This window comes from Pseudomonas sp. SWRI51, from assembly GCF_014268825.1.
GTDB lineage: Bacteria > Pseudomonadota > Gammaproteobacteria > Pseudomonadales > Pseudomonadaceae > Aquipseudomonas > Aquipseudomonas farsensis.
In genome coordinates this window covers 1-15,286 of record NZ_JABWRG010000021.1, presented here as the reverse complement: position 1 = coordinate 15,286, position 15,286 = coordinate 1, and the positions used below count along the sequence as shown (strand labels likewise).

The 15,286-nt window shown below is 62.1% G+C and carries 18 protein-coding genes and 1 tRNA gene; 4 read left to right on the top strand and 15 right to left on the bottom strand.

Annotated features, from left to right (window positions below; translation table 11 throughout):
- Window positions 1-42 precede the first annotated feature (42 nt).
- Complete coding sequence (gene gabD / locus HU720_RS09535) at window positions 43-1,485, bottom strand: NADP-dependent succinate-semialdehyde dehydrogenase (protein WP_186519447.1); 1,443 nt, start codon at window positions 1,483-1,485, stop codon at window positions 43-45.
- Between the two features lie 304 nt (window positions 1,486-1,789).
- Here gabD and HU720_RS09530 point away from each other — a divergent pair.
- From HU720_RS09530 to HU720_RS09515, 4 genes are all read left to right on the top strand, one after another.
- A tRNA-Arg gene (locus HU720_RS09530) sits at window positions 1,790-1,866 on the top strand.
- A gap of 245 nt (window positions 1,867-2,111) precedes the next feature.
- Window positions 2,112-2,465, top strand: a complete 354-nt coding sequence (locus tag HU720_RS09525) for a DUF4190 domain-containing protein (protein ID WP_186519515.1) — start codon at window positions 2,112-2,114, stop codon at window positions 2,463-2,465.
- A 25-nt stretch (window positions 2,466-2,490) separates the two neighbouring features.
- On the top strand, window positions 2,491-2,949 hold the full coding sequence (locus HU720_RS09520; RefSeq protein WP_186519513.1) for a DUF805 domain-containing protein: 459 nt from the start codon (window positions 2,491-2,493) through the stop codon (window positions 2,947-2,949).
- A gap of 171 nt (window positions 2,950-3,120) precedes the next feature.
- Window positions 3,121-3,558 carry a CBS domain-containing protein gene (locus HU720_RS09515; RefSeq protein WP_186519444.1) on the top strand — a complete coding sequence of 146 codons (438 nt, stop codon included), beginning with the start codon at window positions 3,121-3,123 and terminating at the stop codon, window positions 3,556-3,558.
- Window positions 3,559-3,565: 7 nt separating this feature from the next.
- Here HU720_RS09515 and HU720_RS09510 read toward each other — a convergent pair whose 3' ends face one another.
- From HU720_RS09510 to oscA, 14 genes are all read right to left on the bottom strand, one after another.
- Window positions 3,566-4,204, bottom strand: coding sequence for an NADH:ubiquinone oxidoreductase subunit N (locus HU720_RS09510; protein WP_186519442.1), 639 nt, complete (start codon window positions 4,202-4,204; stop codon window positions 3,566-3,568).
- A 68-nt stretch (window positions 4,205-4,272) separates the two neighbouring features.
- Window positions 4,273-4,515 carry a DUF2789 domain-containing protein gene (locus tag HU720_RS09505; protein WP_186519440.1) on the bottom strand — a complete coding sequence of 81 codons (243 nt, stop codon included), beginning with the start codon at window positions 4,513-4,515 and terminating at the stop codon, window positions 4,273-4,275.
- Between the two features lie 127 nt (window positions 4,516-4,642).
- Window positions 4,643-5,275 (bottom strand): LysE family transporter, encoded by a 633-nt coding sequence (locus HU720_RS09500; RefSeq protein ID WP_186519438.1) that lies wholly within the window; start codon window positions 5,273-5,275, stop codon window positions 4,643-4,645.
- 397 nt (window positions 5,276-5,672) lie between these two features.
- A complete protein-coding gene (locus tag HU720_RS09495; protein ID WP_186519436.1) occupies window positions 5,673-6,458 on the bottom strand; it encodes a MetQ/NlpA family ABC transporter substrate-binding protein in 786 nt (261 codons plus the stop codon).
- 305 nt (window positions 6,459-6,763) lie between these two features.
- Window positions 6,764-7,702 carry a sigma 54-interacting transcriptional regulator gene (locus HU720_RS09490; protein WP_186519434.1) on the bottom strand — a complete coding sequence of 313 codons (939 nt, stop codon included), beginning with the start codon at window positions 7,700-7,702 and terminating at the stop codon, window positions 6,764-6,766.
- A 56-nt stretch (window positions 7,703-7,758) separates the two neighbouring features.
- Window positions 7,759-8,340 carry an alpha/beta hydrolase gene (locus tag HU720_RS09485; RefSeq protein ID WP_186519432.1) on the bottom strand — a complete coding sequence of 194 codons (582 nt, stop codon included), beginning with the start codon at window positions 8,338-8,340 and terminating at the stop codon, window positions 7,759-7,761.
- Between the two features lie 278 nt (window positions 8,341-8,618).
- Window positions 8,619-9,020: a biopolymer transporter ExbD gene (locus tag HU720_RS09480; protein ID WP_186519430.1), complete on the bottom strand. Its 402-nt coding sequence runs from the start codon at window positions 9,018-9,020 to the stop codon at window positions 8,619-8,621.
- Between the two features lies 1 nt (window position 9,021).
- Window positions 9,022-9,744, bottom strand: a complete 723-nt coding sequence (locus tag HU720_RS09475; protein WP_186519428.1) for a MotA/TolQ/ExbB proton channel family protein — start codon at window positions 9,742-9,744, stop codon at window positions 9,022-9,024.
- 32 nt (window positions 9,745-9,776) lie between these two features.
- A complete protein-coding gene (locus tag HU720_RS09470) occupies window positions 9,777-10,562 on the bottom strand; it encodes an energy transducer TonB (RefSeq protein WP_186519426.1) in 786 nt (261 codons plus the stop codon).
- A 383-nt stretch (window positions 10,563-10,945) separates the two neighbouring features.
- Window positions 10,946-11,935: a sulfate ABC transporter ATP-binding protein gene (locus tag HU720_RS09465; RefSeq protein WP_186519424.1), complete on the bottom strand. Its 990-nt coding sequence runs from the start codon at window positions 11,933-11,935 to the stop codon at window positions 10,946-10,948.
- A 3-nt stretch (window positions 11,936-11,938) separates the two neighbouring features.
- Window positions 11,939-12,811: a sulfate ABC transporter permease subunit CysW gene (gene cysW / locus HU720_RS09460; protein WP_186519422.1), complete on the bottom strand. Its 873-nt coding sequence runs from the start codon at window positions 12,809-12,811 to the stop codon at window positions 11,939-11,941.
- A gap of 13 nt (window positions 12,812-12,824) precedes the next feature.
- Window positions 12,825-13,643, bottom strand: coding sequence for a sulfate ABC transporter permease subunit CysT (gene cysT / locus HU720_RS09455; RefSeq protein WP_186519420.1), 819 nt, complete (start codon window positions 13,641-13,643; stop codon window positions 12,825-12,827).
- A 185-nt stretch (window positions 13,644-13,828) separates the two neighbouring features.
- A complete protein-coding gene (locus tag HU720_RS09450; protein WP_186519418.1) occupies window positions 13,829-14,836 on the bottom strand; it encodes a sulfate ABC transporter substrate-binding protein in 1,008 nt (335 codons plus the stop codon).
- A gap of 47 nt (window positions 14,837-14,883) precedes the next feature.
- Window positions 14,884-15,066, bottom strand: coding sequence for a sulfur starvation response protein OscA (oscA, locus tag HU720_RS09445; protein WP_003248957.1), 183 nt, complete (start codon window positions 15,064-15,066; stop codon window positions 14,884-14,886).
- Between the last annotated feature and the right edge of the window lie 220 nt (window positions 15,067-15,286).

Below are 15,286 nucleotides of genomic sequence, written 5' to 3'. Positions count from 1 at the left end.
TCTCGCGCCCCGCTGGCAGAGGTAAAAACAGCGAATGCCGGATCAGATGCTAAGGCACAGGTATTTGATTTCGAGGTAGTCCTCGATGCCGTACTTGGAACCTTCGCGGCCCAGGCCCGAGGCCTTGATGCCACCGAACGGTGCCACTTCGTTGGAAATCAGGCCGGTGTTGATACCCACCATGCCGTATTCCAGGGCTTCGGCCACACGGAACACGCGGCTCATGTCGCGCGCATAGAAGTACGAGGCCAGGCCGAACTCGGTGTCGTTGGACATGGCGATGACTTCAGCCTCGTCCTTGAAGCGGAACAGCGGCGCCAGCGGGCCGAAGGTCTCTTCTTTGGCGACAGCGGCGTTTTTCGGCACATCGACCAGAATGGTCGGCTCGAAGAAGTTGCCTTCGATCAGCTTGCCGCCGGACAGCACCTTGGCGCCCTTGGAGACGGCGTCTTCGATGTGTTCCTGGACCTTGGCCACAGCCTTGCCATCGATCAGCGGGCCGGTGGTGGTGCCTTCTTCCAGGCCGTTACCGATCTTCAGCTTGGCCACCGCAGCCTTGAGCTTCTCGGCGAACGCGTCGTAGACGCCGTCCTGCACGTAGATACGGTTGGCGCAGACGCAGGTCTGGCCGTTGTTGCGGTACTTGGAGATGATCGCGCCCTCGACCGCCTTGTCCAGGTCGGCGTCGTCGAACACGATGAACGGGGCGTTGCCACCCAACTCCAGGGAAACCTTCTTGATGTCCTTGGCGCACTCTTGCATCAGCTGACGGCCGATTTCGGTGGAGCCGGTGAAGGACAGCTTGCGTACCAGCGAGTTGCCGGTCAGCTCGGAGCCGACTTCGCCAGCGCTGCCGGTGATGACGCTGAGCACACCAGCCGGGATGCCGGCACGGGTAGCCAGTTCGACCAGGGCCAGGGCCGAGTAAGGGGTCTGCGAAGCAGGCTTGAGCACCATGGTGCAACCGGCGGCCAGGGCTGGGCCGGCTTTACGGGTGATCATTGCCGCCGGGAAGTTCCACGGGGTGATGGCCGCGGTAACGCCGATAGGCTGCTTGATGACGATCAGGCGCTTGTCCGGCTGGTGGCCGGGAATGACGTCGCCATAGACGCGCTTGGCTTCTTCGGCGAACCACTCGATGAACGAGGCGGCGTAGGCGATTTCGCCCTTGGCTTCGGCCAGCGGCTTGCCTTGCTCGGTGGTCATCAGGCGGGCCAGGTCGTCCTGGTGCTCGATCATCAGCTCGAACCAGCGGCGCAGCTTGCCGGCACGCTCTTTGGCAGTCAGGGCACGCCAGGCCGGCAGCGCTTTGTCGGCAGCTTCGATGGCGCGACGGGTTTCGGCAGCGCCCATCTTCGGCACGGTACCGATCACGTCACCGGTGGCCGGGTTGGTCACCTTGATGGTCTGACCGTTGTCCGCATCCAGCCATTCACCGTTGATGAAGGCCTGCTGGCGGAACAACTGAGCGTCTTTGAGCTGCATGTCGGCTTCCCTTTACTGCGAATTATTGATTGTTGAAAAGGCGCCCATAATGCGGGCGGCCGTCAGGAATTCGTGCACCAGGGTGTTCGACGCCTGGCGGCTGAGCGTTTGAAATCTCAAACGGAATGCTAAGCGGGTGCTGGGGGGTTGGACAATAGCCTGTTCGAAAAAAAGAACGAATGGTTGAACACCCCGTCTGAAATCCCACCTCGCAGGTGCCCCACCATAGCGCCCCGCAGGTAAAAACAGCTACAGATCAAGGCGATGGACGTCCTCGGTCCAGACCGGTATCATGCGCCCCGTTGCACTCGTAGCTCAGCTGGATAGAGTACTGCCCTCCGAAGGCAGGGGTCGTGGGTTCGAATCCCGCCGAGTGCGCCATGAATTCTCGCGAGCATCGCGACAGACCAAGCCCCATCAGGTACGCCTGATGGGGCTTTTTCGTTACTGCGGGCTGCGTATGAGGCCCCAAGCGGCACAGGGTGACGCCGTTCACAGCGCACATCTTTTCTGACGCCACTGTTTCGCCACTTGCGAAATGTTTGGTAACCTCTGCGCCGCTGCCGGCTCCGGCAGCCTTTTATACGAACATGGATGCGTTCGACGAACGCCAAGAAGGACTTGCGATGGCGATGGTCTATTGCCGCGGCTGTGCCAAACAGCTGCACGAATCAGCACCTACCTGCCCCCAGTGCGGCGCCCCTCAATTCGCAACGTCCAACGCAGGGCCTGCCAGCGGCGGCTCGGCGTGGCTGGCGATCGTTTCCCTGTGCCTGGGCATCCTCTGCACGCTCGCGCTGTTCGATGACAGCGAGTGGGACATGGATACCATGGCCGGCCTCGGCCTGTTCGCAGGCACCGGTCTGATCATGGGCATCATCAGCATCAACCAGAAAAAGCCCGGCAATGGCATGGCCATCGCCGGCGTCGTCATGGCAGTCATTTCGCTGCTGTGCCTAATCGGCCTATCAGCCAGCTAACTAATGTGAGGGAAAACAAATGAGCATGGTGTTCTGCCGTGGCTGCGCCAAACAGATCCATCAATCGGCCGTCAGCTGCCCAGGTTGCGGCGCGACCCAAAACGGCAATGCCGGCGCGGCGCCTGGTATCAAAGGCGACGTTGCCAACATTACCTTCGGCAACGTGTTCTTCACCGTAATGAAGCAGTACGCCACCTTCAGCGGCCGTGCCCGCCGCAAGGAATACTGGCTGTTTACCCTGGTCATCAACCTGATCGGCTTGGCCATCAGCTTCATTGAAGGCACCTTGGGCATGGCTGGCTTCATCAACATGCTGTTCAGCCTGGCCGTGATGATCCCGGCCATCGCCGTCGGCGTACGCCGCCTGCACGACACCGACCGCAGCGGCTGGTGGCTGCTGGTGCCGATCGTCAACCTGGTGTTCCTGTGCCAGGACAGCACCCCAGGCAACAACCGCTTCGGCCCGAACCCTAAAGGCCTGTAAGCGAAACTGGAAAAGGCGGCCTGCGGGCCGCCTTTTTCATGCCCGCAGAAAATACCGCCTCATGACGTTTTTCAATCGGCTCCATGCCGTTTCCTGCATTGCCGTGCAGAGCGCGGTGCCGGATGCTTTATTTAATCCGACACATCGCGTTTTCCACCCACCGAGGCCTGTATGAAGAACGTCGAGCAAATCCTCAAAGCCAAAGCCCAGCACCAGACCGTCTACACCATCAGCCCCGATGACTCGGTCCTCGATGCCCTGCGGCTGCTGGCTGATAAAAACGTCGGCGCGCTACCGGTGGTGGAAGACAACCAGGTGGTCGGCATCGTCAGCGAACGTGACTACGCCCGCAAGCTGGTGCTCAAGGGCCGCTCTTCGGCGGCAACGCCGGTACGCGAGATCATGAGTGCGCCAGTGGTCACCGTTGAGCCCAAGCAGAACCTTGAGTACTGCATGAACCTCATGACCAACCGCCACCTGCGCCACCTGCCCGTGGTCAGCAACGGCGTACTGCTGGGGTTGCTGTCGATCGGCGACCTGGTCAAGGAAACCATTGCCGAGCAAGCCAGCCTGATCGCACAACTGGAGCAGTACATCCGCGGCGAATGAGCCCAACTCAGTGGTAGCCACGTTCCAGTTCGTCGAGCTGATGATCGAAGCTGCGTAGCCGCGCCGACCAGGTGTACACCAGTACTTCCAGGTCGCGGTTGAGCAGCGCCGTGTTGCCCCCCGCCCGTACCGGCGCGTCACCAAGGTCCAACTGGTAGCGCTCCCGGGCCATGGCGGTAGCCACGCTCGACAGGTCGCGGGCATTGGCCAGCCAGTGGTGGTGGTGATCGTGGATTTCGCGGTCAAGCTCGCGACATTGGCGCTTGAGTGCATCCAGGCTCTGCTCCAGCGGCGTGCCCTTTAGCTCGCCCATCACCTCTTCGAAGGTGCGCCCGGAATGCCAGTAGCTGCCCCAGAAATAGCGGTCGAATACCGTTTCGACCCGGCGCAGCGCCACCTTTGTGTTCCAGATGGTCAACAACGTGCGGCCCTGGGCCACTTCGCGGCGGTTCAGGTGCAGGTATTGCCAGGCGATCCACGTCAGCCCGCACAGCGCCACCGCTGCGGTAACAGCGGCGGCAGCGTACAGAAACTGCACGGCGTGGTTCATGTGCTGGGTGTGCCGGATGCCGTAGTAATAACCGGTGGTCAGGGTGCCCAGGATCGTCACGGTGCACCAGAAGCCTGGTGCGTAGGGATCTTTCATCGCGCCATCCCCTATTGTTTTCCTGAGCATAGCAACGGCCCGTTCACCCAACAGGTGCCGCTCGGCGCTTATTTCTTGCTGGCGTGCAGGGCCTCGTTGAGTTGGTCGATCATCGGTATCCAATCGGCGTCGGCAATGTAGGCTTCTTTCAGGAATGCGCGCTGGGCGTCGCTCCAGAACCAGGCATCGACCAGCTTTACATCGTCAGGCAGGGGTGAGTGAGTGGCGATGAAACGTTCGATCTCGACCGGGTCATCTTCCAGGCCAAGTTGCTTGAAAATCTCGGAAAACGGATGGATCGGGGCGTCCATGGGTAGTCTCCTGTCGAGCCAGGCTGGCTGGCATGGTGGCGATAGCGGGCAGGTGATGGTAATCACCCGCCTTCAGGTAGACAGCACCCAGCTGGCCAAGACTCAACCCGATGCGCCGCGCGCCGGTTCAGAGCGGTGCGCGGCGCAGCGTAGCGAGGAAAGTCGCAGCACCGATGAACAACCCGGCAAAGGTGCGGTTGACCCGCGTTTGCTGCTTGGGCGTGCGCAGCAGGCGCAGCACCTTGGAGGCAAGCCCGGTGTAGCCGGCCATGACCAGCATGTCGACGCTGACCATGGTCACGGCGATCATGACGTACTGCATCAGCAGCGGCGCGTGCGGGTTGATGAACTGCGGCAGCACCGCGAGCATGAATACCAGTGCCTTGGGGTTGCTGACGTTGACCAGAAACCCGCGGAACACCAGGCTCAACGGCTTGCCGATGGGCCGCACAGCGACGTCGTCGCTCATATCCATGGGCAGGGCGCGCCATTGCTTGTAGGCGAGGTAGACCAGATAGGCCACGCCGAACCACTTGATGGCGTGAAACGCGGTGGCGGAGGCCGCCAGGATGGCGCCGACGCCGGCGGCGATGATCGCGATCTGCACGATCAGGCCCAGTTGCAAACCCAGGGCATTCCAGTAACCGCGCCAGAAACCATAACGCAGCCCGCTGGACATCGAGGCAATCGCCCCGGCCCCCGGTGACAGGCTGATGACCCAGCACGCGGCAAAGAAAGCCAACCAGGTTTCCATCGACATCACACACCTCGCTCGAACGAATGTTGCAAAACGTTAAGCTAAGGTTTCGGTGAAAAGATGACCAGTGATTTCTGCGCGGTGGCCTCGTCGCAGGCTATCGCCAGCTCCCACAGGGTCTGGGTCAGCCCCTATACCAAAGGCTGGGCAAGTTCACTGTGAGAGATCACCCAACTCTTCCGGCTGCGCTGCCGCGCAGAGAAATGGGCAACGTGGGAGCGGGCTTGCCCCGCGATGCGATGTTGGCAGTGCTATCGCTATCGCGGGGCAAGCCCGCTCCCACGTTTCGATGTAAATCAGTTAGTTAGCGTTTGTTCTATGAGAGCTGGCGACAGCCTGCGATGAGGCCAGTGCAGGCTTACGCAAAACCATGGAACCTCCCACAGCGCAAAGGGCCGGATCAGAACGCCGGCAGTACCGCGCCTTGGTATTTCTTGGCGATGAAGGCTTTCACTTCAGGGCTGGTCAGGGCCTTGGCCAGCTTCTGGATGGCGTCGCTGTTCTTGTTGTCCGGGCGGGCAACCAGGAAGTTTACGTAAGGCGAGTCGCTGCCTTCGATCAGCAGGGCATCCTTGGCCGGGTTCAGGCCGGCTTCCAGCGCATAGTTGGTGTTGATCATGTCCAGGTCGACCTGGTCCAGCACGCGCGGCAGCATGGCCGATTCCAGCTCACGGAACTTGAGCTTTTTCGGGTTCTCGGCGATGTCTTTCGGGGTAGCCAAGGCGTTTTTCGGGTCTTTCAGGGTGATCAGGCCAGCCTTCTGCAGCAGCAGCAGGGCGCGGCCGCTGTTGCTACCTTCATTGGGGATGGCAACGGTAGCGCCTTCCTTCAGGTCAGCCAGGTTCTTGACCTTCTTCGAGTAGCCACCGAAGGGTTCGACGTGCACGCCGATCACGGTTTCCAGGTGGGTGCCTTTGCCTTCGTTGAAGCTTTGCAGGTACGGCAGGGTCTGGAAGTAGTTGGCGTCCAGGCGCTTCTGGTCGACCTGCACGTTGGGCTGCACGTAATCGGTGAAGACTTTGATCTCAAGGTCGACGCCTTCTTTGGCCAGGGTCGGCTTGATCAGCTCAAGAATTTCGGCGTGCGGCACCGGGGTAGCAGCAACCACCAGTTTTTCGGCAGCGGAGGCCAGCCCGGCAAACGACAGGGCAGCGGCCAGGGCGGTGGTCAGCAGTGTTTTTTTCATGGTGATCCTTGTTCTGAATGCTGGGCCATCGCAGATGGCGGCTAGGTCGGGGCCCACCCTCGCGGGTGAGCGTGAAGCGGACGATACCGGTAATTTTTATTCCGTAACAATATCTTTTAGGTAGCTGCTTATTCCAAAAGCAAATTGCCATCAATCGCTTTGCTTATGAGCCCGCCCCACTGACGATTAACCCCGCGTAGGAGCGGCCTTGCGTCGCGAAAGGGCTGCGTAGCGGCCCCAGCAATTTTGCATGAAACCGAGATTCTGGGGCCGCTGCGCAGCCCTTTCGCGGCACAAGGCCGCTCCTACAGGTCGAGGGTTTGCAGGGTGTTCAGGAGCAACTGGCGCAGCTCGGCGACAGTCTGGGTTTCGCGGCTGCGGGCCAGTTGCCCGAGGGTGCGCGCCAGCGAATCGAGCGGCTTGCGGTCGGGCAGGTCGAGGTGCTCGGGGAGGATTTCCTCGCCATCGCTGACCAGCAACGCAAAGTGGATGACGTTCTCAAGCTCGCGGGTATTCCCGGGCCAGGCATGGGCCTCCAGCGCCTGCTGGGCGGCTTCGCTGATCAGCGGCAAGGGGCGGCCCAGGCGCACGCTGTAGATGCCGACGAAGTACTCGGCCAAGGGCAGGATATCGCCGACCCGCTCCCGCAGTGCCGGCAGCTCCAGCTCGCCCTCATGCAGATAATGGTATAGCCGCTCGTTGAAGCGCCCGGCTTGCACCGCCAACGCCAGGTCAATACTGGAAGCGGCCACCAGGCGCACGTCCACCGGCTGTGGATGGCTGGCACCGACCCGTGTCACCTCGCGGTTTTCCAGCGCGGCCAGTAACTTGCCCTGAATGGCCAGCGGCAGGTCGGCGATTTCGTCCAGGTACAAGGTGCCGCCATTGGCCGAGCCGAACCAGCCTGCACGGCTGCTGGCGGTGCCGCCCTGGCTGCCGGCGCTGTAGCCGAACAGCTCGGCGTCGGCGTAGGTCGGGCTGATGGCCGCGCAGTTGACCGAAACGAACAGCCCCGCACGGTCGCTGGCCCGATGGATTTGCCGCGCCAGCAGCTCCTTGCCAGTGCCGGACTCGCCGCGGATCAGCACCGGCAACGGCTGTGGCGCCAGGCGTTCAAGGGCCTGGCGCAGCGCCTGGGAGCGCGGGTCGACAAACACCAGCGCCTTGGCGCGAATGCTCAGCGGGCTTTTGTCCAGTTCGGGAAAGGTCAGCAGCGGCTGGCCGAATGGGGCATGAAACGTCATGGAATACTCCCGCCCCGGCCACCCAGCCGGGGTTCAAGGCAAAGCGGTTGATGGCGTCAGGCGCGGCGCAGCGCGCGCTGGTCGACACGGGCCTGCAGGCGGAACAGGTAAGCGAAGCCCTGCTCCCAGCGCAGGTGGCCTGACTTGACGTTGATATGCCCGGCATTGGCCAGCAGCCCGGCCTCAGCGCCCCAGGCGCGGGCCAGGTGCAGCGCACGCGGCACGCTCACCGCCGGGTCGTTGTCCGAGCTGACCACCTGGCTTGGAAACGGCAGGCCCTGCAGCGGAATCGGCGCAAAGTTGCGCAGCGCTTGCGCGCAGGCTGGGCGTTCAACATCAGCCGGCGCCACCAACAGCGCACCGCGTACCCGGCGCAGCAGCGCGGGGCTTGCCTGTGCAGCCCAGTGGGTGACGGTGATGCAGCCCAGGCTGTGGGCAATCAGGATGACCGGCGAGCGCTCGGCGGCGATGGCCTGTTCCAGCGCTTGCACCCAATCGTGTTTTTGCGGTGTCAGCCAGTCGCGCTGCTCGACCCGTGCGCTGTTGGGCAGGGTCCGCTGCCAGTGGCTTTGCCAATGGTTGTCTGGCGATCCTTGCCAGCCCGGCACAATCAGGTAACGAATCGACTCATTGCGCATGGGGACGCCTCCGAAAGTTTGCGTGCTTGGGGTGCAAGTATAGGGAGGTTGATATATGCGTAAAGGAATAAGAAGCTATTTGTTAATAACTGTAAGTTTTAAGTTGCAAACTACAAGAAGCAGCCGCTGCGGCGCATCGGATCTTTCTTTCAGCTTGCAGCTAAAAAAAAAGGACCATCCCCTGCCAAGGAAAATGGTCCGTAAGCACTTGCCTGAAGAAAGTCACTGCCGAGCAGGCGCACGCGGTCTGCTGTCTCTTGCAGCTTGCCGCTCCCGCGTCAGCGGGCGGTGATGACCGCCAGCTTGCTGATGCCGGCACGTTCGATGGCTGCCATCGCGCGCGCGACTTCGCCGTAGTTCACGCCATCATCGGCCTGCAATTGCACGCGCAGTTCGGTGTCTTTGCTCTTGGCCGTCTTGAGGTTGCTCTCAAGCTGGTCGGGCGGGATCTGCTCTTTATTGATGAACAACTGGCCGCTGCCATCGATGCTCACCACCAGCGGGTCCTTCTGCTCGACCGGGGCCACGGCCTCGGTCTTGGGCAGGTTGATCGGGATCGCGTTGGTCAACAGGGGCGCCGTGACGATGAATACCACCAGCAGCACCAGCATGACGTCCACCAACGGCGTGACGTTGATTTCACTCAACACTTCATCGCTGTCCTGGGTCGAGAAGGCCATGTCAGGAAGCCTCCTGCACAGGCTGGGTGAAACCACTGTGCGTGCGCTGCACAGCCGGGTGCACCAGCACGCGGAAGGCACTCTTCTGCGCCAGGCTGTAGAAGTCGTGGGCAAAGTCATCCAAGTCGGCAGCGGTGAGCTTCAGGCGCCGCAGGAAGTAGTTGTAGACCAGCACCGCAGGCACCGCGACGGCGATCCCCACCCCCGTCGCCACCAACGCTGCACCAATCGGGCCGGCCACCGTTTCGAGGCTGGCCGAGCCAGCCGCGCTGATGCCCTTGAGCGCTTCCATGATGCCCCACACGGTGCCGAACAGGCCGATGAAGGGCGACGTGCTGCCAATACTGGCAACCACCGCCAGGCCGGTTTCAAGCGAGCGGCGCTCACGCACGATCTGCTGGCGCAGGGCACGCTCGAGGCGGTCTTGATGGTTGATGGCATGGCTCAGGTCGTTCGCCTGGCCGGGCTCGCCCACGGCGATGGCCGCGTAGCCGGCCTGCGCCACGCGGGCGGCCGGGCCTGGTTGCTGGTGACTGATCTCGGCGGCCGAATCCAGGCTGGAAGCCGCCCAGAATTGTTTGTGGAAGCGCTTGTCCTGGTTTTTCAATCGGCCGAACTGCACGGCCTTGACCAGCGCCAGCGCCCAAGTGGCCACGGAAAAGCCAACCAGCAGCCAGATGACGGTGCTTTCAACGGATTCGAGGGGGGATGCCAACAGGCTCATGGGTAGTCCTTCCTATGTATGCGCTCGCAAAGTTAACGAAGCTTGAAATCGATCGGTACGCTGACCCAGCCGGCCTGCGCGACATCGCCCTGCTTGGCCGGGACAAAACTCCAGCGCTTGACCGCTGCCAGCGCGGCGGCGTCGAGGGCATCGCGGCCGCTGCTTTGCTGGACCTGAATCTGCCCCGGCTTGCCGCTTGGCAGCACCTCGACCCGCAGCAGCACAGTGCCTTCCCAGCCACGGCGCTGAGCCATCTGCGGGTACTCCGGCGCCGGGTTCTTCAGGTAAGCGGCATTGGCCGACGGCGGCGTGACCGGGGCCGGTGCGGGTGGCGCAGGGGCCGCGACCGGCGCAGGGGTTGGCGCCTGGACAGGCGTGGGTACGGGTTTCGGCTCGGGTTTGGCCTTGACCACAGGCTTGGTCACGGGCTTGGCCTTCGGCTTGGGCTTTGCCGCCAGCTCATCGATCACCGGTGCTGGAGGCTCGACCACAGGGGGTGCAGGCGCGGGTGGCGGCGGCTCGACAACGGGCGGCGCAGGCGCGGCGAACTCGATGGTCATGGGGGGAATCTGCGGCGGTACAATCGGCAGCGCTGCTGTCGGCGTTTGGCTGACCCAGTAGGCGGCGGCGCCATGCAAGGCCAGCACCAGCAAGCCCAACACCAGTTTGTCGCGGCGCTTGAGGCCGCTTGCTGGCGTGCGTTGCAGACGCAGTTGGCCCAGCGGCAGGCGTGGCGTGCGTCCGAGCTCGACCAGTTCACCCGCTGCCGGGTGCCATGGCTGGTCGAAGGCTCTGACGGCCGTCTGGACATTACCCATTTGCTCAACCCCCTGTGGGCTGGATTCAGGTGTGTGGCTGAATCATCGGGGGTCGAGGCTTATGCTTTGAAGTAATGTTTGAAGTTAACGTTATATCAATTATTCATATTGTTTTTTGGCGAATGGCTCAAGCCCGCGTATTTCGGGGGGTGTGGGGAGGTATTAACCCGTCAATGCCTTGTGAGCATGAGAAATATTCGTGCAAGGCATCGAATTGCCGCGAGGGCTGCGCCCTCGTTCGCGACACAAGGCCGCTCCTACAGGGTTACGCGGCCCCTGTAGGAGCGGCCTCGTGCCGCGAAAGGGCTGCAAAGCAGCCCGGCCATTCATCAGGCATAAAAAAACCCGGGACCAGGCCCGGGTTCCACTCAGCAAACAGCAGCTCAGATATCCGCCACCTTCTGCCAAACCTTCGGCCGGAAGAACAATGTCTCGCCCCGCGCCAGCCCGGCCAGGCTGTCGTGGTCCTTGACCACTTCGGCTTCGATCAGCTCGCTCTGCCCTTCCACCTTCAGCGTCACCCGCGTGGTCGCGCCCAGCGGACGGATGTCACGCACTTCGGCGGCGTGGTGGCCTTCGGTTTCGTGGCGTGACAGCGACACCTCATGCGGGCGGAACAACACATGGTTGCCCTCGCTCAGGGCGAAGCGGTTGGAGTCGCCCAGGAAGTGATAGACGAAGTCGTTGGCCGGCTTCTCATACACCTCGCCGGGCGAGCCGATCTGCTCGATCACCCCCTTGTTCATCACCACGATACGGTCCGCCACTTCCATGGCTTCTTCCTGGTCGTGGGTCACGAACACCGAGGTCAGGTTGATGTCCTCGTGCAGGCGCGCCAGCCAGCGGCGCAGCTCTTTACGCACCTTGGCATCCAGCGCACCAAACGGCTCATCGAGCAGCAGCACCTTGGGCTCGACCGCCAAGGCGCGGGCCAGGGCGATGCGCTGGCGCTGGCCACCGGACAACTGCTCGGGGTAACGGTCGGACAGCCAGTCGAGCTGGACCATGTTCAGCAGTTCATGCACTTTCTCGGCAATTTTGCTTTCGCTCGGGCGTTCGCCCTTGGGCTTCATGCGCAGGCCGAAGGCTACGTTGTCGAACACGCTCATGTGGCGGAACAACGCATAGTGCTGGAACACAAAGCCGACGTTGCGATCACGCACATCGTGGCCGGAAACATCCTCGCCATGGAACACGATGCTGCCATCGTCCGGGGTTTCCAGGCCGGCGATGATGCGCAGCAGGGTGGTCTTGCCGCAGCCGGACGGGCCCAGCAGCGCCACCAGTTCACCGCTGTTGATATCCAGGTTGATGTTGTTCAGGGCCTGGAAGCTGTTGAAGCGCTTGCTGACATTACGAACTTCGATCGACATGACTCATTCCTCCGCGGCGCTGTGGCGCAGGCGGTTAATACGGTTCTCGCTCCACTGCTTGAGCAGCAGGATGAAGAGCGCCAGGATCAGCAACAGGCTGGCCACACTGAAGGCGGCGACGTGGTTGTACTCGTTGTAGAGAATCTCCACGTGCAGCGGCAAGGTATTGGTGACGCCGCGGATATGCCCGGACACCACCGACACCGCGCCGAACTCGCCCATGGCCCGCGCGGTACACAGCACCACGCCGTAAATCAGGCCCCACTTGATGTTGGGCAGGGTCACGTGCCAGAACATCTGCCAGCCATTGGCGCCCAGCAGGCGCGCGGCCTCTTCCTCCTGGGTGCCCTGCTCCTGCATCAGCGGGATCAGTTCACGCGCCACGAATGGCACGGTGACGAAGATGGTCGCCAGCACAATGCCCGGCAGGGCGAAGACGATCTGGATATCGTGGTCCTGCAGCCACGGCCCGAACAGGCCCTGGGCACCGAACATCAGCACGTAGACCAGGCCCGCGATCACCGGCGATACCGAGAACGGCAGGTCGATCAGGGTCACCAGGATGCTCTTGCCACGGAAGGTGTATTTGCTCACGCACCAGGCGGCGGACACCCCGAACACCAGGTTCAGCGGCACCGAAATCGCTACGGCGAGCAAGGTGAGCTTGAGCGCCGACAATGCGTCGGCTTCGAAGATGGCCTCAAAGAACGTACCGAAGCCGTTCTTCAATGCCTGCGACACCACGATCACCAGCGGCAGCAGCAAAAACAGCGCGAACACGACCCAGCCGAGGGTAATCAGCACGCGGCGCGAGGTGGCACTGCCGCGCCGGGCTGCGTTGGCGGCGGCGCTGGCGCCAAGAGTTGATGAAGACATTAACCGGCCTCCTTCATGGGGTTTCGATGCGCCGCTGCAACAGGTTGATCAGCAGCAGCAGGATGAAGGAAACCACCAGCATCAGAACGCCGATGGCGGTGGCGCCGGTGTAGTCGTACTGGTCGAGCTTGACCATGATCAGCAGCGGCAGAATCTCGGTCTTCATGGGCATGTTGCCGGCGATGAAAATCACCGAACCGTACTCACCGACCCCACGGGCGAACGCCAGGGCAAAACCGGTCAGCCAGGCCGGCAGCAGCGCCGGCGCCAGCACATGGCGGAACACCTGCAACGGCTTGGCGCCCAGGCAGGCGGCGGCCTCCTCCACCTCACGCGGGATATCGGCCAGCACCGGCTGTACCGTGCGCACCACGAACGGCAGGGTCACGAAGGTCAGCGCCAGGGTGATGCCCAGCGGCGTGTAGGCGATCTTGAAGCCAAGGTCGGTGGCGAACTGGCCGACCCAGCCCGAGGGCGCGTACAAGGCTGTCAGGGCGATACCGGCAACCGCGGTGGGCAAGGCGAACGGCAGGTCGATCATCGCGTCGATGATCTTGCGCCCTGGGAAGGTATAGCGCACCAGCACCCAGGCCAGCAGGGTGCCGATCACACCATTGATGATGGCGGCGAACAGGGCGGTACCGAAACTCAGCTTCAGTGCCGCGATGACACGCGGTGCACTGATGATGGTCCAGAACTGCTCCCAGGTCAGCTGCGAGGCATGGATGAACATGGCCGCCAGCGGTATCAGCACGATCAGGCTGAGGTACACCAAGGTGTAGCCCAGCGTCAGCCCGAAGCCGGGTATGACGGGGGAAATGCGACGTGACATAAAGGTCCCTGGTTGAACGCACGAGGCCCGGCGGTTATGCCGGGCCGGTGCAGGCTTGTGAATCCTGGGGCGGCGTTGCAGCCCTTTCGCGGCGCAAGGCCGCTCCTACAAAAGCACGCGATTCCCTGTAGGAGCGGCCTTGTGCCGCGAAAGGGCCGCAATGCGGCCCCCGCTTTTCCTTGGACTTACTGTGCCTGATAAATCTGGTCGAACACACCGCCGTCATTGAAGAACTTCGGCTGCGCAGTCTTCCAGCCGCCGAAGTCTTTGTCGATGGTCACCAGGTCCAGTTTGGGGAACTGCTTGCCAAACTCGGCAGCCACTTTCGCATCACGCGGGCGGTAGAAGTTCTCGGCGGCAATCTTCTGCCCAGCCGGGCTGTACAGGTGCTTGAGGTACTCGGTGGCAATCTCGGTGTTGCCCTTCTTCTCGGCGTTCTTGTCCACCACGGCCACTGGCGGCTCGGCCAGGATCGACAGCGAAGGCACGACGATTTCGAACTTGTCGGCGCCGCCATCTTCTTTCAGCGCCAGGAAGGCTTCGTTTTCCCAGGCCAGCAACACGTCGCCCTGGCCGTTGTTGACGAAGGTGATGGTCGAGCCACGGGCGCCGGTGTCCAGCACGGGGACATGCTTGAACAGCTCCTGCACATACTCTTTGGCCTTGGCTTCGCTACCGCCTGCCTTCAGGCCATAGGCCCAGGCGGCGAGGAAGTTCCAGCGCGCACCGCCGGAGGTTTTCGGGTTGGGGGTGATGACCGAAACGTCTTTCTTGACCAGGTCGCCCCAGTCCTTGATGCCTTTCGGGTTGCCCTTGCGCACCAGGAACACGATGGTCGAGGTGTACGGGGTGCTGGCGTCCGGCAGGCGGGTCTGCCAGTTCTCTGGCAGGGTCTTGCCGAGCTTGGCGATTTCGTCGATGTCACCGGCCAGTGCCAGGGTCACGACGTCGGCGCGCAGGCCGTCGATGACCGCCCGGCCTTGCTTGCCCGAACCGCCGTGGGACTGCTGGATCTTCACTTTGTCGTCCGGGTGGCTCTGCTGCCAGTGCTTGATGAACTCGGCGTTGTACTGCTGGTACAGCTCGCGGGTAGGGTCGTAGGACACGTTCAGCAGTTCGTAGTCCTTGGCGATGGCGGAACCGGCAAAAACGGCACTGGCCAGAGCGGCGAGCGCATAACGGCGGATGGACATGGTGAAGCTCCCGATTGGCATTTTTCTAATTAGTTGGGTAATGCGCTTCAGCCGGGCTTGTTGCCGGGCTGTTGCAGGCGGAACTTCTCTTTGCGCTCGATCTGCACCACTTGGGCGTTGTGCACGGTGATCTCTACCGCGCCAAAGCGCAGGTCGCGCAGGGCGCTCTGGATTTCACGCAAAATGGTGGCTTCGTCCTGACCATCAATGCTACGCAGAGATGCACTCATGCTCGTTCTCCTGGTGAATAAGGGTGCCGGGCATGGGTTCGAAGGGGATTTGCGCCTGGCTTGAGGGCAATAGTAGTGAGGCGCGGTTATTCTTAAAAATACTGTTTAAGAATGTTTATATAACCACTTTTACATTTCACCTCAGACCCTCTGTAGGAGCGGCCTTGTGTCGCGAAAGGGCTGCGCAGCAGCCCCCGGCAATTTTGCATGATGGCAAGAA